The sequence below is a fragment of the Methanobrevibacter ruminantium M1 genome (assembly GCF_000024185.1).
In the GTDB taxonomy this organism is placed as follows: Archaea; Methanobacteriota; Methanobacteria; order Methanobacteriales; family Methanobacteriaceae; genus Methanobrevibacter; species Methanobrevibacter ruminantium.
In genome coordinates, this window is sequence record NC_013790.1 from 2,869,465 (window position 1) to 2,891,153 (window position 21,689).

Below are 21,689 nucleotides of genomic sequence, written 5' to 3' on the forward strand. Positions count from 1 at the left end.
TTAGGAATGTATATATTTTGTTATATTTATTAATTGAATTGATACTGTTCGTAATTATTAAAATAAAAAAATGCATTAGAAGCAATATAAGAAAAATTTTAAAAAAAAAAATAGTAAGCAAAAAAGCAAATTCTAAAAAAAAGTGATTAAATAAATAAAAAAATAAAAAAAATAAGAGCTTATCACATAAAGTGATAAGATCTTTTAATTGGGCTAATGATTATCTAAAGTCCGAAGAACACGTATGCTGCAAATATAATAACCATTAACCACATAATCCAACTGAACTCTTTAGCTTTGCCAGTAGCGATAGCTGCAACAGCGTAGGTGACGAATCCCCATGCGATACCTAAGGAAATTGAGTAGGTTAAAAGCATCATGATGATAGTCATGAATACAGATGCAGCTACAACCATATTGTCCCAATCAACTTCTTTCAATTGCACAATCATTAAGATACCTACAATAACCAATGCAGCAGCGGTTACAGAAGAAGTGAACAATGATAAAACAGTAGGAGCAAGGACAAGTGCAATCAAGAAGAAAACACCTGTGAATATAGCGGTTAAACCTGTTCTACCACCAAGACCAATACCGTTGCACTTTCTACATATGCAGTTAAGGTTGAAGTACCTAAGATAGCACCAATGATTCCGCTTATAGCATCACCAAGGAAAGCTTTGTCAATTCCATCAGCCTTACCTTCTTCATCGACGAAACCACATTGATTTGCTAAAGGAATCAAGGTTCCAGTAGTATCAAAGAAAGTAACGAATAATAATGAGAATAAAATCATGATAAGGTTAGGGATGTTAGTGAACAATTGTGAAAATCCTTTTAAAAATGCTCCAACTACAGAAGTGTCGAAATTAAAGGAAATGAACTCTGTAGGAATGGCAGGCATTAATGGATCTCCAGCACCGAAACCGAACAATGTAAAGATTACACCTAAAATTGCAGTTATTACCAATCCAAGGAATACAGCTGCAGGGACTTTTTTAATGTATAATATCAAAGTAAGCAATATGCCGATTACAGCTAAAAGCGCAGGAGCGGATAAGATAGTTCCCATACCTACGAGAGTAGCAGGGTCTGCTACGATAATTCCAGCACCTTTCAAACCAATGAAAGCCAAGAAGAAACCAATACCAGCACCAATCGCTAATTTTAAGTCAAATGGAAGAGCGTTAAGAATTGCTTCCCTTAAACCGGAAATGGTAATTAATAAAAAGATTATGCTTGAAACGAATACAGCTGCAAGTGCAGTTTCCCAAGTGTTACCCATAGCCAATATGATTGTATAGGTAAACAATGCATTCATACCCATACCAGGAGCAAGACCAACAGGATATTTGGAAACAAGACCCATGATGATACAAGATACCCCTGAAGCAAGAGCAGTTGCGAAAAATACTCCTGTTGCAGGCATTCCACCTTCAGCAAGCATGGTTGGGTTTACACCTAAAATATAAGCCATTGCTAAAAAGGTTGTCAAACCTGCAAGAAACTCAGTTTTTATATCAGTATTGTTTTCATCCAATTTGAAAAATTTATTTAACATAAAACACCTCATAAAAGAAATTTTAATTTATATAAAATATGAATTAAAAATTTCTCTTAATATTATTTATTAGATTAAGTATTTATTAAATTTTTGATAAAAGTATTACTTTTTTTCATATTTTTCAGGATGATTTTTGAAATTTCATTTCTCCAGCCTATGACGAATCTTCAAATTTTTTAGTTTGCATTTTTAAATTTTTTAATAACAGATACGAATTTGCAAATTTAAAATTTATCTTCAAACTTAAAATTTTCTATGAACTTATCTTCATAAAATCCTTAATGAAAATGATAGAAAAAATATACAATATATTGAATTTTAATATTGAAAAATAGCAAATTGAAAAGAGATCATAATGACAAAAATTCATGAAAAATATAAAAATTGGGCCTATGAAAAAAGTATACAATATATTTTTTTATGGAATTAAATTGCTTCAATTAAAAAAATAAGTCATTTTATTAATTTTTTAAAAATCATAATTTTTTATATTCAAAAAGTATACAATATATTTTTTTCATATCAATTGCAATAAATATCCAGAATAAAATTTTATAATTTTCATAATAAAAAAATCATATAAATTTCATAAAAATAAATCATAAAAATCATAAAAATCACAAGAAAAGATCATATAATTTCATAGAATCTGCAATGATTCTAATAAAAATGAACTAAAACTTGAAATAGTTAATTAATTTTGAAGAATATTAAGAAAAAAATACACAAATTTGTTAGGTTGTATAGAAATAATAATAAGATTTATATTTATTAAGTTAAAAATAAATATGCTTATATGAAAACTATAGCGAATATAGTGAGTATGTAGGCGTATGAAAATTTTGTTATAAAATAGTATTAAAAAAATTTTGAAATTAAATGGAAGATATTTATCCTTTATTTTTATATACCTGTTAAATTAGGTCCATTATTAATGGGTAGAATAAAAAGGGGGATAAATGTAGTTTCAACTACATTAAATAACTTAAATAACTATTTTCTATATAAGATTCCTTCTTTATAGAAATGATTTAATCATATCAGCTGTTTTCAATGGTTGATAATAGTTATTTATTTTATTTAATTATTTCAAAATTTATTTTTGTCTTTTTTTAAAATCATAACTCTGATCTTTTTTTATTGAATATTATTCATTTTCTACCATTTTTAATAAACATTGTTCAAGAATTCTTAATATTATTAGCTCTTTTTTTGAAATTTTAAATAAAAATCATAATTTTTTATATTCAAAAAGTATACAATATATTTTTTTCATATCAATTGCAATAAATATCCAGAATAAAATTTTATAATTTTCATAATAAAAAAATCATATAAATTTCATAAAAATAAATCATAAAAATCATAAAAATCATAAAAATCACAAGAAAAGATCATATAATTTCATAGAATCTGCAATGATTCTAATAAAAATGAACTAAAACTTGAAAACGTTAAGTAATTTTGAATAATATTAAGAATAAATACTCAAATTTGTTTGTTTGTATAGAAATAATAATAAGATTTATAAGTATATAATAATAAATAATTGAGTACAAGTACACTTTGATAAGTTATATATTGAAGTTGATACTTTGTACCCTTTCATTTATTTCTTTTTTTTACTATATATTTGATATGTACCAGTCAAATATGCCAAAAGGAAAAGGTACTGCGTACCGTTTCAATAATTTTTTTAATTAAGATGAGGATTTACACTTTAATAAGACTTTTCAATTATTAAAGGAGTATATTATATGCACTTTAATAACACTTTTCGATTATTAGAGAGGTAAAGAGACATCGCGAATTTTATAATTAATTTTATAATTAATTTTATAATTACATACTAATTTTAGCAAAACTTTCATTGTACTATAGTTAAACAAAATTTTCTTAGTTTTAAAAATTAAGATGTAACAAATTTTTCTAAAGTTTGTTTCAAGCGAGATGAAATTTTTAAGTATCTAGCGAGGAGAAAACCAATTTACTAAAATTTGTTTTAAACGAGGAAAAAGTATGAGTATTAAACGAATATTACTTACGAGTTTAATGCTATTTATAATAATATTTTCAATTTCGTTTGTAAGTGCAAATGAAAATGTAACAAATGACGTAAGTACGAATGAACTATCAACACAAACTGTATCAAACGATATAACTACTAGTGAAAGTATAAGCGATACTAGTCTAGACTCTGGAGAAAACCGGGGTTTGGATGAGATCAAATCGAATTCGACAGAAGAGTCATCATCATCCAATTTGGACCTTGAGGATGGCACTTTAAATAACGATGAAATTGAAAGTGATGATTGTTTAACTAAAAATGGAAAAGAAGCAACATTGCAAGCAAATAAACTTAGTCTTGACATTAATATGAGTAGAGGTACAGCCCAAGATGTACTGGACGCAATCGTACGAATTTCCAGTCAAGGGGGAGGTACACTCTATCTGAATGGTGGAACCTATACTGAAGGAGGCCATGCCAGAGTTTATAATAATGACACTGATAGTTTCCGTAATATCGTAAGGAACGATGGAATAGTAGACATTTCAAATGTTCGCGTAGTTGGTGGTAGCGTAGACAATCCAAATCAATATGCTACATTTCAACCAAATACTCGTGATAGTACTTCATTGGCCTTTAGCGGTTACGGTGTTTGGGATGGTAATGGAACTAGATATTACCCTGATTCCGGTTTTAATTTAACTAACGTTACTTTTGAAAATTTAAACTGTACAGGTAGATTCTTTAGTTTTAACAGCGGGTATTTGACAGATTGTGTTTTTAATAATCTGGAGTCCTATCAGCACCTCTTCTTCGTAACTGGAGCTTACAATGATGGTGGTAAGCCAATAGTACTAACTAATTGTAACTTCACCAATTCCAAACAAACTTACAGGGGTGACGGCCCTGGGGATGGTACTGATGGTACCGGTCAGTTTGGTGTAGTATTCGGTGCTGAAATGTATGGATGTAACTTCATCAATACAAGCACTGCTACTCACGGTGGTGCTTTTTGTCTTTCAGACGAATGGATAAGTGCTGCATGCGTTCCAAGTAAGTTAGTTGATTGTAATTTTATCAACATTACTTCTCGATGGTTTGCAGTTTACATACATGGAAATTACTCCAATACCACCAGATTTATTACAGAACCTCAAGTGGTGGAAAACTGTAGCTTTATTAATTGTACAGCAACCGGTGAATTTGGTGGTGCACTCGGAATAAGTCATAACAATGTAATTATAAATAACACTGAGTTTATCCATAACGTCGGTGGAAAAGGTTCCGCTATTATGGTTGGTGGAATCAATAATACTCATGACGGATTCTTGGGTGTTAATACGCAAGGTAATAATATTACGATTTATAATTGTACCTTTGAGGACAATATTGCAAAAATTGAAGGTCAAAGCAGTGCTCACAGTACTGATCCTCCATTCACTACTTACCCTACAGGTTATGGAGGTGCTGTTTATGTGTATGGTAATCATACCAAAATCATAGATAGTACATTTAACAACAACACTGCAGATGATTCTTGTGGTGCTGCAATCTACATTAGAGGTGACAATACCACTGTCGTTAATTCTGAGTTCTATAACCATACCAGTGAAAACGGTACTATATATTTAGTTGGTAACGATTGTAAAATCAAAGATTCCCTTTTCCACGACAACGATGCAGACTCTACTGGTGCTTGTATTTTCGTTGAAGGAAATAGGGCAGAAATCGGCAATACTACATTCGTCAACAACACCGCTCCTAATGGTGGATGTGTATTCATTATAGGTGACCATACCTTGGTAGACAATGACACCAAATTCATAACAAACAATGCTACAAACGGTGCAGGAATCTATGTTAACGGATCAAACACCATGATTCTAAATACCAGCTTTATCAACAATACAGCTGTAAACGGATCAGGTGCATTCATCTATGGTCACGACACTGACGTAAACGGCTCTTACTTTGAAGGAAACGATGCTACAAACGGTGGAGCAGTATTCATTGAAGGAAACATCAACGATATTTCCAACAATACATTCCTCAGAAACAATGCTACCAATCAAGGTGGAGCAGTATATATTGACGGAAACCATACCAAAGTCAATTATAACAACTTCACAGAGAATGAAGCGATTCCAATTAGCGAAGATCAGGAAACCGGTCTCGGTGGAGCTATCTTCATAAGGGGAAACGATACAAATACAACTGCAAACACTTTCCTCCACAACAAGGCACGTAACGGATCTGCAATCTACACAGACGGAACTAACTTCTATCTTCACAATGATCATTTCTTAGAAAACCAAGCGTGGAGTTATCTGTTAATTACAACTGCAGACCCTGCAGAAAGCTTATATAAGGAACAAGATATTGAAATCAACGTTTTATACAGAGCTGGAGACAATATTATCAATGCTATTCACAACAGGAACAAACCAAATGAAACACACTTCATGAATGTAACCTATTCCCACAGTGAATTCGGTAATATCACAACTAGTCCTGCCGACCAGTATGTCGAACCTGTAGACGGCGTTGAAAACAGTCGAGAAGGAGAGTTATTGTACCAAGACGACCGTGAAAACTATCAACAAATCGAACTCAGGGTAGAGCATGAAAATGGTGATTTAGCATTGCCAAGGACACCATTTAGAACCAACATCTACGGAAATGTTAACACTACCTTGAATAAATCTTCCTTAAGGAAAGGTTTATACGTTGTAGGGGCTGAGCACATTGAAGATTGGAACTATAAGTTCATTATGAATTCTACAAGTTTCAGAATCCTTGATACAATGGACATAATGGTTAACAAAACCAGTGACAAGGAAGAATACTTCCAAGACGAAATAGCAGAATGGGAATTAATTTTCCATAACACAGACAACGGTACTGACGCTGAAAACGTGACAATGACCGATCACTTGCCTAATGTATTTGAATTGATGAATCTCAGCTACATGTTCTATACCCCAACAGAGGCAATTACAAATGCTACACTCTACTTAAACAATAATACCTTAAGATACGGAGTATATAACTCAAGCAGTCAGCAATGGGTCTACGGCGATGCAAGATATAATGCAAGCGCCAATAGTTGGACATATTATTTCTTTGACTATGACAATGTCACTTATGTCTACACTGAATTCAACGCTGATGACTTTGTACCTGTATTCGGACCTGTCATATACAGCAACAGCACTGATGTCTGCTATGACAACATCAGCTACAACATTCCTGAAGAGGACTGGTACTATGATACCATCATGGTAAACGGTCAGGAAGTAAGATACGGTCATTTCAATGCAACAGAATTCGAACAATACTTCGGACCATCATACTATGATGAAGACAACAAGACTTGGGTTTGGATACATAGGGGAGAGGACCCATTGAATCCAGGCCAGGAAACTGATCTTCGCACTATCTATGATCCTGAGTCTAACATCTGGGTTATAGATGATTATATGCACTATCCAGAGAGAAAGACAGTTACAGAAAAAGTCGTCTTTACCATTGTAAACGACACAGCAAACAATCTGACCCATCTTTCATTATACGCAAGAGACTTTGATGTAAACGTAACAGGTTACGTAAACTTCACAACAAACTGTACAAGATCAGGTGACTACACTAACGTTGTAAACGTTACAACCCCAGACTATGACTGGGACTTGTCAAACAACGTAGCTAACAGATCTGTACTCGTCGACCCGCTTCCAAACAAGACAGTCAGCAACACAACTCCTTACTACCATGACTATGTCGACTACAACTTGACAATCATGAACACAGGCAATTCAACCTACGACCAAATCCTAACCGTTGTAGACAGCTTGCCTGAAGGACTAGTCTACAATACAACAGTAGGCATTTTATACGCTGACCAAATCGGCGAAACACTTGTGGAAAACCAAGGACGCACAGTTACCTGGAACGTTACAAACATTCCGGCAAATACCAATGCAACCATAATTGTAAGGGTATATGTAGATGCTCTTGGAAACTTGACAAACAACATGACACTCATAGCTCCAAGCGGAGACAACAGAACCGTAAACGCTACAATTACACCGGTAACCTATACCGATGTATCTGTTAACAAAACAGTCGAAAAAGAGGAATACTTCATAAACGACACTATAGTTTGGACCATAACCGTATCCGTTGCAGGAAACGGTTCAAATGCAACAAACGTCAACCTTTCAGATGTATTGCCTCCTGAAGTCGAATATATTAGCACAAACGGTACATACGACAATGCAACCAATTCCTGGTACATCGGCAACATGACCAATGGAAGCAGCGTATCAATCACAATTGATACCCGGGCAATAAGAGTTGCAGAAAATGTTACCAACGTAGCAAACGTAAGCTGTAACGAAACCGAATGGGACTATGAAAACAACAGAGACAACGCAACAGTAAGCATTATTCCTGTTCCTCAGAAAACCGTCAACGAAACAAATCCAACATTTGGCAAATACGTTGACTACAACCTAACAATAATCAACAATGGTGCAGAGCCATATACAGACACATTGACCGTTGTAGACAACTTGCCTGAAGGACTAGCCTACAATAACACCGTAAGCATTCTATATGCTGATCAAGTTGGCGACACAATTGTGGAAAACAATAACCGCACCATTACATGGTACGTTACAAACATTCCTGCAAATACAAATGCAACAATAATTGTAAGGGTCTATGTAGGCATTCTTGGCGAACAGATAAACAACTACACTCTTATAGGTCCAAAAGGATCTAACAGAACTGTAAATGCTTCAATTGTTGTAGAACCAAAAGTTGACATATCAGTTGAAAAAACAAGCGACAAAATCAACTACTTTGAAGGCGAAACCGTAATCTGGACCATTACTGTATCAAATGCAAACAATGCAACTCCAGCAACCAACGTAACCCTCAAAGACATCTTGCCAGAGGAAGTAGAATTTGTAAGTGCCAACGACACATACAGCAACGAAACCGGAATCTGGTACATCGGAGACATGGCAAACGGAACAAGCAGAACAATAGTAATTAATACTACTGCTATAAGATCCAAAACAAATGTCACAAACGTAGCAAGCGTAAACTGTACTGAAAAAGAATGGAATTACACAAACAATGTTGACAATGCAACAATAAACATCTACCCATTGATTAACAAGACTGTAAGCAATTCTACCCCTGACTATGGAGATGAAGTTGAATACAACCTCACAGTGATAAACACTGGAGACGTAATGTTCAACGAAACTGTCACACTTGTGGACAGGCTCCCAGAAGGAGTCGACTTCATAAAAGTACTAAACGAAGATGGTTTAAAGGTAATAAGTTTCGACCACTCTACCAAAAACCTAACATGGGTTGTCACAAACATATCAGCTAACACAAAAGCAACCATAACCATCCTAGCAAATTGTACCTTGGTCGGTCTCCAAGAAAACACCTGGACCATCTACGGACCAGAGGGCATGAACAGAACAGTTAACGCAACAATCGTAGTAGGACCAAAAGTAGACGTATCAGTTGAAAAAACAAGCGACAAAATCAACTACTTCGAAGGGGAAACAGTCATTTGGACCATAACCGTGCACAATGCAAACAATGGAACAAACGCAACAAACGTGACCCTTAAAGACATATTACCAGAAGAAGTCTTATACGTTAGCTCAAATGGTACATACAACAATAATACCGGAATCTGGTACATAGGCAACATGACCAATGGATCAAGCAGAACAATCGTGATCAACACCACTGCAATAAAATCCAAAGCAAATGTAACAAACGTGGCAAACGTAAGCTGTAATGAAACCGAATGGAACTACACAAACAATGTAGACGATGCTGTAATCAACATCTATCCATTAATCAACAAGACCGTAAGCAATCCAACCCCAGACTATCACGAAGAGATTGAATACAACCTCACCGTGGAAAACACTGGAGACATAATGTTCAACGAAACCGTTACACTCGTCGACAGGCTCCCAATAGGAGTTGACTTCATAAAAGTAGTGAACGTAACCGGTTTAAAGGTAATAAGTTTCGATAACACTACCAAAAACCTAACCTGGAACGTAACAAACATAACAGCACATACAAAAGCAACTATAACAATACTTGCAGTATGTAATGCTATTGGAGTCCAAGACAACACTTGGACAATCTACGGACCAGAAGGTATGAACAGAACCGTAAACGCTACAATCGAAGTAAAACCAATAGTGGACGTGTCAATTACAAAGGTAGCCGACCAAGAAATATACCACATAGGCGACAACGTAACCTGGATCATTACTGTGCACAATGCATGGAACGGAACCAACGCAACCAACGTCAACGTCAACGACATATTACCAAAAGAAGTCGAATACCTAACCCACACAGTTACACAAGGTCAATACAACAACAGAACCGGAATCTGGACTATAGGATTCATGGCAAACGGAACAAGTCAGACACTCACAATAGTATCCGTCGCAAAAATCAACAAAACCGACATAACCAATGTCGCAAACGTAAGTTGCAGCGAAAAAGAATGGAACTATTCAAACAACAGAGACTACGCAACAATAGAAATTGTTGACACTCCAATCAACAAGACTGCAAGCAAACCGGTCCCAGACTACCACGAAGAGATCGAATACTACTTGACAGTCACAAACCTAGCAAATGAAACCTATAACAAAACCGTGACACTAGTGGACAGCCTACCAGAAGGAGTCACATTCCTTAGAGTGGTAAACGAAACCGGCTTAAGAGTACTAGGCTTCGAAAGACGTGGCAATCACCAAATCTGGAACGTCACAGACATCGAACCAAACACAACCGCAGTAATTACCATACTAGCAAGATGTGACGCAGTCGGAACAAAAATCAACAACTGGACAATCTACTACCCTAACGGAGACAGCGAAACCGTAAACGCAACAATCGAGGTAAAACCAATAGTGGACGTGTCAATTACAAAGGTAGCCGACCAAGAAATATACCACATAGGCGACAACGTAACCTGGATCATTACTGTGCACAATGCATGGAACGGAACCAACGCAACCAACGTTAACGTCAACGACATATTACCAAAAGAAGTCGAATACCTAACCCACACAGTTACACAAGGTCAATACAACAACAGAACCGGAATCTGGACTATAGGATTCATGGCAAACGGAACAAGTCAGACACTCACAATAGTATCCGTCGCAAAAATCAACAAAACCGACATAACCAATGTCGCAAACGTAAGCTGCAGCGAAAAAGAATGGAACTATTCAAACAACAGAGACAACGCAACAATAGAAATTGTTGACACTCCAATCAACAAGACTGCAAGCAAACCGGTCCCAGACTACCACGAAGAGATCGAATACTACTTGACAGTCACAAACCTAGCAAATGAAACCTATAACAAAACCGTGACACTAGTGGACAGCCTACCAGAAGGAGTCACATTCCTTAGAGTGGTAAACACAAGCGGCTTAAGAGTGCTAAGCTTCAACAGCACTGAAAAAGTCCAAACCTGGACCGTAACAGACATCGAAGCAAACACAACCGCAGTAATTACCATACTAGCAAGATGTGACGCAGTCGGAATAGAAATCAACAACTGGACAATCTACTACCCTAACGGAGACAGCAAAAAAGTAGAAACTCCAATCGATGTACAGCCAATAGTTGACTTGTCAACTACAAAAACCAGCAATAAGGACGTATACTTCCTAGACGACACAGCAGTCTGGACCATTACCGTCCACAATGCATGGAATGGAACCAACGCAACAAATGTCGTCATAGACGAATTGTTCCCAAGTGAATTTGAAATCATCAACTACACAACAACAAAAGGAAGATACGATCCTAGCGCACGTGCATGGACAATTGATTTCATGGAAAATGGCACAACAGAAACATTGGTAATCACCTCAGTTGCAACAGTGGTTACACCATTCGTTGACAACCCTGTAAATGTAACAAGCGATGAAAGGGATTGGAACCTATCCAACAACCCATCCAATAAGTCTGTAAAAGTCATAGACATTCCAGATCCAGAAAAAACCGTGAACAATGCAACTCCTTACTACAATGATACCGTTGTATACAGCTTGACTATCAAAAACACTGGAGACATTAAATACACTAACAAGTTAACAGTTATTGATAGCATGCCACAAGGATTGGAATATGTCAAAACCGTTGGTATAAGTGGTGCTAAGTTAATCAAGGAAGTTGTTAAAGGACAAGTGATCACTTGGACAATTACCAATATCTCTGCACACTCAAATGCAGTGATAAAAGTAAGAGTCAGAGCAAAAGCACTTGGAAACCTAACCAACAACTTGACCATTGTAACTCCACATGCAAACAAGACTGTAAACTGTACCATTACTCCAGTACCTATTGCTGACTTAGCAGTCACAAAAACAAATGACCATTATGGCAAAGACTGCCTTAACAGCACATTTGTATACTGGACTATAAAAGTTGTAAACTACGGCCCTAACACCGCAGTGAATGCAATCGCAAAAGACATCTTACCTGAAGGAATAATCTACCTTTCAGATGATTCTGACGGAGCATACGATTACGAAACTGGAATCTGGACAATAGGAAACCTTGCAAAAGGCAAATCTGTAACAATGACCATAGAAACAATTGTTGACGCTATCGACACAAGAATCAACAACAAAGTGGTCGTCTCATCAGACACCTACGATCCGGACAAATCCAACAACCGTGACAACAGCTCTATAAAAGTCATTTCAATCGCTGACTTGAAACTCACCAAGACAGCTAACGTGACCAAAACTTATGTAGGAGAAAACTTCACTTACACTATTACCGTTGTCAACCTTGGTCCTGATACAGCAGTAAACTCTCGTGTATACGACGTATTGCCAAAAGGAGTGAAACTCCTAAGCTTCAACGAAAGCAAAGGAAGTTACAACCCTCAAACAGGCAAATGGGCCATCGGAGACATGGCATTAGGTGAAGAAGTAACCCTTAAAGTAAACGTCAGAGCATTAACAACTGGAAAAATTGTTAACGAAGCACGCGTCGAAAGTGACACTTACGACAACGACACTTCAAACAACAATGACTCAGCAACTGTAATCGTGATCGGAGACAATCCTCCAATCAAGATGCTACCTACAGGTAATCCAATACTAATTGCACTCTTGTCATTACTTGCAATTGTTGGCGTAACACTTAGAAGGAAAAGTTAAACACATTTTTTAATTGGGAAAATTCTATTTTTCCCAATTTTTAAATTTTTTTTAAAAAACTAATTTTAATAAAACTAAATTTTACTAATCTTAATAACTTAACTAATTTTAATAAAACTAAATTTTACTAATCTTAATAACTTAACTAATTTTAATAAAATAATTTTACTAATCTTATAACTGAACTAATTTTCATTTTCAGTAATTTTTAATAGAATTTTTACTCACATTAAAAACTAATTTTTTAACGATTTTAAAAAGAATTTTATATTAATGATTAAACAATTTATTAAACTCAGATAACTTGCATCTAATTTATTTTGAAGTTGATTATTTTGATGGTAATTTAAGAATATGTATAAAATAAAAATAGCTACTTTTAATTTAATTGATTTATATATTCAAATATTATTTTTCAAAATATTACATATACCATAAATGGTAGAAAGAGCTCAAAAAGTGAAAAAATTAGAAATTGAAAAAAATTTAAAATTCGATGAATTAACATTATAAAAAAAATTAATGAAATTATGATTGAAGGAATAATAAAATTTTATCTAAAAAATTAATGAAATTATGATTGAAGGAATAAAAAAATTTTATCTAAAAAATTAATGAAATTATGATTGAAGGAATAAAAAAATTTTATCTAAAAAATTAATGAAATTATGAAATTAAAAAATTATAAATATAGACAGAATTATAAAATTATTAAGGTAAAAATTAATAGAATTATATTATTTTTATAATCTTAAATTTTTTTAACTTAATTTAAAACTAATTTATAACTTAATTAATAACTTAATATATAACTTAAATTTCAATGAAAAAATGAAGATAATAGATGATTTACTTTATAATCTAAAACTTTGATTAAAATAGGAATTTAAAAAATATATTTTGGATTAAATTTTACGAGGAGGAAAAACAAACATGATGATTGCTGATACATTATCACAAGAACTTAATATAAAGATATCACAGGCTGAAAGCGTTATAAAACTTATAGATGATGGAAACACCATTCCATTTATTGCAAGATACAGAAAGGAACTTACAGGTTCCCTCGATGATGAAGTGCTACGTAAATTCGATGACAGGCTAAAATACCTTAGAAACCTTGAAGAGAAAAAGGAGACAGTGTTGAATTCAATCGAAGAGCAAGGCAAACTAACAGATGAACTTAAGCAATCCATCCTTGACTGCAAAACACTTGTAGAGCTTGAAGACTTGTATCGTCCATACAAGCCAAAGCGCAGAACCCGTGCAACAATAGCTAAGGAAAAGGGCTTGGAAGAGCTTGCAAACATTATCCTTGCACAGGAAATCGAGGTTCCATTAGAGGAAATCGCTGAAGACTACATTACAAAGGATGACTCTGTAGAAGAGGAATTAAGAGTAAACACTGTGGAAGAGGCAATCGGCGGTGCACAAGACATTATCGCTGAAATCATATCTGACAATGCAAGCTTCCGCTCCCTAATTCGTGAGCTAAGCTATGAAGATGGAGAACTAATCTCTGAAGCAAAGGACAAGGATGCAGATTCAGTCTATGACATGTACTATGAATATAGCGAAGAGGTCAGCAAGATTGCAAGCCATAGGGTGCTTGCAATCAACCGAGGAGAGAAGGAAAAGTTCCTGAAAATTAAGATAAGCGCTCCTGAAGAGGATATAATTAGCTATCTTACCAGACATGTGCTTATCAATAAGGGCGGAAAGCCAACAAAGCCTATATATAACAAGTATACTGAAGAGACTCTTAAAGAGGCCATACAAGACTCCTATAAACGTCTTATAGCTCCTGCCATTGAAAGGGAGCTTAGAAATCAGCTCTTTGAAAAGGCAGAGGACAAGTCTATAAAGCTCTTTTCAAAAAACCTTGAACAGCTCCTGATGCAGGCCCCTATCATAAACAAGGTTGTCCTTGGCTGGGACCCTGCATTCAGAACAGGATGCAAGCTTGCAGTTGTTGACGAATATGGGAAAGTCCTTGACACTACAGTGGTCTATCCAACAGAGCCTCAAAACAAGATAGCTGAAACCCGCTCAACTGTTCGCGACCTTATTTTCAAATATGATATAAACATCATTGCAATCGGTAACGGAACCGCTTCAAGGGAATCCGAGGCGATTGTAGCAGACATAATAAAGGACCTTGACGTTCAGTATGTGATAGTGAATGAGGCCGGAGCAAGCGTATACTCTGCAAGCGAACTTGCAACAGAGGAATTCCCAGACTATAATGTAGGGGAGAGGAGTGCAATCTCAATAGCAAGGCGTCTTCAGGACCCTCTTGCCGAACTTGTAAAGATAGATCCTAAATCTATCGGAGTGGGACAGTATCAGCATGACATGAACCAGAAGAAGCTAGGTGAGTCCCTTGACAATGTGGTTGAAAAGTCTGTAAATAATGTTGGGGTTGATGTAAACACAGCATCTGTATCCCTCATGGAGCATGTTGCAGGGATAAGCAAGACAGTGGCCAAGAACATTGTAAGCTATAGGGAGGAAAACGGCAAGTTCTATACAAGGGATGAGCTTTTAAATGTCAAGAAGCTTGGACCTAAGGCATTCGAACAATGTGCAGGATTCATGAAAGTCAAAGGCCCTAATCCATTGGACAACACCACAGTACACCCAGAGTCCTATGGGGCAACAATAGCTTTCTTAAGCTTCTTAGGCTATTCTATTGAGGATTTAGAGAATAAGAAGATAAAGGAATCAGACCTTGACCTTACAGACAAGCAGTTTGAGGACATGGCCCAAGAACTAGGAATAGGTTCAATAACATTGAAGGACATTGCAAAGGAGCTTAAGAAACCTGGCCGTGACCCAAGGGATGAGATGCCTCAGCCAATCCTTAGAAAGGATGTTCTAACAATGGAAGACCTTGAAAAGGGCATGGTATTAAGCGGAACTGTAAGAAACATAGTTGACTTTGGAATCTTTGTAGACATTGGGGTCCATCAGGATGGCATGGTTCACAAGTCAGAGATAACAGACAGCCAATACGTAAATCATCCTATGGACTTTGTAAGTGTAGGGGACATAATTGATGTTAAGGTCTTGGATGTGGACATTCCAAAACGTAGGATTCAGTTATCTATGATTATTTAAGTTAATTTTGATTAAATTTAGAAGATCTTAATCTAAAATAATTTATAACTTAATTTAGCTAAATTTTGATTAAATTAGAAGATTTTAATCTAAAATAATTTATAACTTAATTTAGATTATTTTAGAAAATCTTTTATCTAAGGTTATTTACTTATAAAAGAGCCTAGATTTAATTTATAATTTTTAAAAACATAAAAAGGAGGGATAAATATGCAATAAGTGAAAAATAATAGTTTTCTTAAATTTCTTGTTTTCAGTTTATAAAAAAATTTAAATAATGTTCAATACATAAACTTTACCATGGAAAGAGTCAGATTACAATACATTGATTTATTGAAGTTTTTCGCTATTTTTTCAATCATAGCATTGCATGTGTTTCTAGTATGGCCCAAAGCAAAAGTCATGGGCATAAAAGTATATTCATTATCAAGTATTGTAAGGTTCGGAGTTCCTGTTTTTATAATGATAAGCGGAGCTCTTCTTTTAAATAGGGATATTGAAATCGGTTCTTTTTTAAAAAAAAGAATAAATAGAATAACATATCCTTTCCTGTTTTTTTACATTATAACATTCATATTCATAGCATTGACTAACCATACCCATGAACAGCAAAACATATTTGCTTTCAGATGGTATTTCTGGACAATCTTAGGTGTTTATTTAAGCATACCTATAATAAATAAATATATTCAACATTCATCATTGAAAGAAATCGAATATTTCATTTACATATTTATCTTTGCATCAATATTCTATCAATTTACTTACTTCTTTGAAATAAAACAATATTTTTACTTGACTTTGTTCTTATCCCCATTAGGATATTTGGTTTTAGGTTATTACTTATCTAAAAAAGACTTTAATCTCAGTACAAGCAAGATGATTGTCATTTCCATAATCCTATTCATATTGTCTACATCCATAAAGATTTGCGGCCAGTTAGGATACATACCTATAACTGAAAATTTTGTTGCCAGCCAATCAGTCATCCTATCTTCATGGCTAGATGTCAGCTTCATAGGAATCTTGCAAGCAGCTTCATTCTTCTTATTATGTAAGAGCATTTATGAAGCTTCAAAAGGTATCTTTTCACCAATCAAGAAGTTTTTAGAATCAAATATCATTTCAAAATTTGTTCTTTCAGTAAGCAGGGCAAGCTATGGAATGTATTTAATTAATCTAATTCCTACAGTCATTGTTTATTATTATATACAGCCAATGAATTTAACAGGCAGTCAAGTCTTTTTAGCAATTCCCTTGATTTCCATAATCATCTTCTTGGTCAGTTGGATTATCATTGTAATATTATGTAAAATACCATATATTAAATATGTATCAGGTTATTCCTAAGAAAATAATAATATAGGCTTGGATAAGTCTAGCGATTGCTCCCCTATCTCCTTAGAAAGGTAAAAAAAGGAATATATATAAATTTTCTTGATATGATAAGATTTTTGATATGATAAGAAAAAGTATATGAATAAAAAATCTTAAAAAAAAAAAAAATAAATTATCTAGAAAATATTTAAAATTAATTAGATACTTGCCAGAATATTATTTTCCAGAAACCAAATCATTAAAGATCTTTTCAGAAGAATTAGCGCATTCATAAGGAATGAACTTATTTCTAAACTCTTCTCTAAGATATTTAGTATCCTCTTCTGTTTTTTCAATATTACTGATGGCATCCTCCACTTCTTTTGAGCTAAACAAAATAGGGCCGGGCTTATTCTCTTGAATATCAATATAAAATCCTCTTAGCTTTTCAGCGTAATCCTCTAAATCATAAGCAAAAAGAATTATAGGCCTATCTAAAATGGAGTAGTCAAACATTACAGAGGAGTAATCAGTGATAAGAATATCTGAAATCAAATACAGTTCCTCTATGGAATCATGTCTAGAAAGGTCATAAACAAAATCATCCTCTATAGGGGCAAAATCAGCTGAAAACATCAAATGATGGAGCCTTAGAATCAAGATATAATCATCGGAGAGGCTTTCCTTAAATGACTGGAAATCCAACATGATTTCCACCTTATTTTTCTTTCTCCAAGTAGGGGCATAAAGAATCACTTTCTTATCTAAAGGAATGTTCATTCTTTCCTTTATCTTATTTATGTCCTCTTCATTGTTCATTGTATAAAGCATGCTTGTTCTAGGATAGCCATATCTTAAGAAGTCCTTATCGAACTTAAAGCAGCTTCTGGCAATGTCTTCAACATATTCGCTCTGAACAGTGATATAATCCCAACGGCTACATCTTTCAATGAAGCGTTCCTCACTTGCTTTTGTAGGGAAATCCCCTGGAACATCCAATCCCAATGTCTTTAAAGGTGTTCCGTGCATTGTTTGAACATATCTTTGAGGCTCCCTCTTTTCATAGCGCTCATTGAAATTGACATTGTCAACAAAATACTTAGAAGTTGCAAGATAATAGAAATATTTTAGAGTCCAACGCCTTACGCGAATTCCATTTCCGTTAATAGGGATATGCTCATCATTCAAGGACCAAATGCATTCATAGTCAGGGTGGTTTTCGTCTATGTATTCATAAAGGTATCTTGGATTGCAGCTGTATTTTGCACCCCACATTGACTCAAACATTATTCGTTTCTTATTGATTGGCAAGTGCTTGAAGATTCTATATGCTCTTGTATATATTCTAGGTCTGCCATCCCACCAATTCCATTTTTTCTTTGCCCTTATCCTTAAAGTCCAAGCATTTCCCCTATAGATAGTAAAATGAAATACCTTCTTCTTAAGAAGGGCCTTGAAATCATCCAAAAGATGTATAGGTGTTGAAAAGACCAAATCGCCAAAATCATAGCGAATTAATAGATCAAAGTAACCATGATAAAGATTTTCTGTGATTATCTTATTGTTCATATTGAATTTAAAATTCAATTCATAAGTATTTTCTCCATTAAGGGAAGAAGAATCAATATCCTCACTATCCTTATCATCAATGTAAGCATTATCCCCAATATGACTATCTTGTGTAGTAGAAACATCTTTAATTATCTTAGCCTCTGCAATAGGATAAGAAGATTGATTCTTATCTAAAAAGAAATAAAGGGTTGCAGACTTCAACTGTCTATCACCAAGGTCTAAAGAGTGAAGCCTTGAAACAATATCTATCTCATTATTTCTTTCACTAATCTCAGAGACTAATGAAAAATTCTTAAACTTATTTATCTTAATATTATGATCCAAAAGACTGCTGATTACACATTGGCCTTTAGAAGAATACAAACATAAAAGCTCTTTATCTTTATAAACAAGGGATTCTCCATTATCATATAGAATCTGGCCTTCTGTTGACCGAATATTATCTAAATCTAAACGGTAACACTGATTGCCATCATCATAAGCAAATGGAATATTGCTTTCGGGACTGATGAAACTTTTATTGTAATGGAGGAAGACATCCCCATCATAAGGGCCGAATATGCATAGATCATCATCCTCAATCTCTATCCTATCATAAGAATGTCTGGCTTTTGAAACATTGATTATAATCTCGTTATTCTTATCATATCCAATGGACATATATGTTTTTCCAATGAGAACCGCCCTGTTTTCGCTCCTGCTGCGGACATTCTTTTTAGCGTTTCCTGCAAAAATATTATGAGTGACTCCCCTTTGCTTAAAGACCACTATGATTTTATTTTCTCCTAAGAAGTCCTCGTTGTCTTCAATCAATTCATAAGGAACAAATACCGTATATCCTGCAGCCTTATAAGAGAATTTCTTTCCAAAACGAAGACGATAGGAATTGATATTACCCAAATAAATCTGTTCATGACGCAAGGCAATCTTCTTGCGATTTTCGCTATTTACCAAATAAAAGGAATATTCCACATCCTTGAATTCCTTTGCCTCCAAACCGGGAATGACTACAAAACCGCTGACTTCCAATGCCTCTTCCTCTAGATTGACCTTTTGAATGTACTTTGCTTTTTTCCCTTCCTTAATGAAATCGTTTACAATGAATGATGATGTCTTAAAAACGTCCTTATCTCCTTCAATGACAACATCGGAACCTTTTGAGTGAATATTTAAAGTATAGAAATTAACATGCTCATAATTAAGCAATTTCAATAGTCTGTCAAAATCCCTTTCAAACAAATATTCATACTTGAGCTTTTCAATCTCATTTATCTCATCAAAGTATTTAGGGTCTATGTTACGGTCGATATAATCAAGCAAAAGGTCAATGATTTCTTGAGACTCGTCTATGTCCATGCTTTTTAGCTTATTGATGAAGATCATCAAATCGTTCTTTATCCATTTCAAATTCTTTACCCTATGCAATTCCTCTTCCTTGACATTTTCGTTAAAGAACTTATCCACCAATCCCATGACATAAAGCCTGTCCTCAACATTTTTCAGGTCATCTGTAGTTTGAGTTATTGATTTGGATATTCCATCCCTCACTCTCCATAAATAGCAGTTTTCATAGACTATTGAAACATTGTTTGCCAAATAATGCATAGGCATTGTAACTGGAATGTCTTCATAGAGTATTCCTTCAGGGAATTGGAAACCATGCTCTTTCCAAAAGCTAAATTTGATAAGCTTGTTCCATGCAGTGGTGTCATAAAATAGCTCAGGGCTTTCCTTAATGTGAGTAAGCTCTTTTGTTCCGCCAAAAGCGATTTCATGAATGTTGGAAGCCCAAGTCAGCTTTGAATTAAATCGCCATACAGATCCGATAGTAAGGTCGCTGTCATTTTTAAGCGCAATGCGATACATCCTTTCATATGCCTTTGGAGGAATGATGTCATCTGAATCTATAAAAATGATATAGTCCCCTTCAGCAAATTCGCATCCGTAGTTTCTTGCATGGCCTAATCCTTGATTTTCCTCATATCTGTATTCAACATTTTCATATTTGGCTGCATAAGACTTAGCAATTTCACCGCTGTCGTCGGTAGAGCCGTCATCCACTAAAATGATTTGAAGATTCCTTTGATAATCATCTACAAGGTCCCAATGATTGATAGTCTGTGCCAAGACAGATTCTATGCAATCCTCTAGGAATTCATGAACATTGTAAATTGGAATGATGACACTAATTCTGGTTTTCATTTAATCACTGAACCTTTCTTTTAAGTATAAATCTTTTTAAATAAAGCATGATGATAATTCTAAAATAAATATCATGAGTAAATTAATAATAAATCCAAATATCCTAAATAGATTAATTATAAAACTAAATATCCCAAATAGATTAAAAATAAATCCAAATATCCATAATAAATTAATAATTTTTATAAAACAAAATCTTTACTAAATTAAGCATGAAGGATACAGTCAAATATTATATTTGTTTCTTTTTAAATATATAAATAAGCATTTTTAAATTTAAAATACTTTTTCTAAATCTTTTTCCATTTTAATAAGGAATTAAATTAAAATTCTATTCAATTTTATTGTAAATTAGTTAATTTTAAGATGCACTTCATTTAGGCTATATTTACAAAATAAATTAAGAAATAAAGTTAAATTATTTATATAAAATCATACTTATATTAAATTAAATCGAGTAAATAGTAAAAATAAAATAATATAAATTAACAACCATAAAGACCAAACAAAAAGCATTGCAAAAAGAAAAAAACATCAAAAAACAAAGACCAAACAAAAAGCATTGCAAAAAGAAAAAAACATCAAAAAACAAAGACCAAACAAAAAGCATTGCAAAAAGAAAAAAACATCAAAAAACAAAGACCAAACAAAAAGC

General features: G+C 34.2%; 6 protein-coding genes. 3 read left to right on the forward strand and 3 right to left on the reverse strand.

The features are described 5' to 3' along the window. Nucleotides 1–224: 224 nt before the first annotated feature. Nucleotides 225–539 carry a hypothetical protein gene (locus MRU_RS12105; protein ID WP_012956974.1) on the reverse strand — a complete coding sequence of 105 codons (315 nt, stop codon included), beginning with the start codon at nucleotides 537–539 and terminating at the stop codon, nucleotides 225–227. Nucleotides 540–565: 26 nt separating this feature from the next. After that, nucleotides 566–1,561, reverse strand: coding sequence for an NCS2 family permease (locus MRU_RS10935; RefSeq protein ID WP_012956975.1), 996 nt, complete (start codon nucleotides 1,559–1,561; stop codon nucleotides 566–568). Nucleotides 1,562–3,616: 2,055 nt separating this feature from the next. Between MRU_RS10935 and MRU_RS10940 the strand changes: the two genes are divergently transcribed. The 3 genes from MRU_RS10940 (at nucleotide 3,617) to MRU_RS10950 (ending at nucleotide 17,293) form a co-directional block, all read left to right on the forward strand. Then, on the forward strand, nucleotides 3,617–12,823 hold the full coding sequence (locus MRU_RS10940) for a DUF11 domain-containing protein (RefSeq protein ID WP_171776176.1): 9,207 nt from the start codon (nucleotides 3,617–3,619) through the stop codon (nucleotides 12,821–12,823). A 936-nt stretch (nucleotides 12,824–13,759) separates the two neighbouring features. Continuing rightward, on the forward strand, nucleotides 13,760–15,943 hold the full coding sequence (locus MRU_RS10945) for a Tex family protein (protein WP_143714380.1): 2,184 nt from the start codon (nucleotides 13,760–13,762) through the stop codon (nucleotides 15,941–15,943). A gap of 300 nt (nucleotides 15,944–16,243) precedes the next feature. Beyond that, a complete protein-coding gene (locus MRU_RS10950) occupies nucleotides 16,244–17,293 on the forward strand; it encodes an acyltransferase (protein ID WP_012956978.1) in 1,050 nt (349 codons plus the stop codon). A 204-nt stretch (nucleotides 17,294–17,497) separates the two neighbouring features. Here MRU_RS10950 and MRU_RS10955 read toward each other — a convergent pair whose 3' ends face one another. After that, a complete protein-coding gene (locus MRU_RS10955; RefSeq protein ID WP_012956979.1) occupies nucleotides 17,498–21,034 on the reverse strand; it encodes a bifunctional glycosyltransferase/CDP-glycerol:glycerophosphate glycerophosphotransferase in 3,537 nt (1,178 codons plus the stop codon). Nucleotides 21,035–21,689: the final 655 nt, after the last annotated feature.

Bases quoted from the DNA above. Each gene is read 5' to 3' on its own strand.
- MRU_RS10955 (WP_012956979.1), bottom strand. From the start codon at position 21,034: ATGAAAACCAGAATTAGTGTCATCATTCCAATTTACAATGTTCATGAA.
- MRU_RS10940 (WP_171776176.1), top strand. From the start codon at position 3,617: ATGCTATTTATAATAATATTTTCAATTTCGTTTGTAAGTGCAAATGAA.
- MRU_RS10935 (WP_012956975.1), bottom strand. From the start codon at position 1,561: ATGTTAAATAAATTTTTCAAATTGGATGAAAACAATACTGATATAAAA.
- MRU_RS10945 (WP_143714380.1), top strand. From the start codon at position 13,760: ATGATTGCTGATACATTATCACAAGAACTTAATATAAAGATATCACAG.
- MRU_RS10950 (WP_012956978.1), top strand. From the start codon at position 16,244: ATGGAAAGAGTCAGATTACAATACATTGATTTATTGAAGTTTTTCGCT.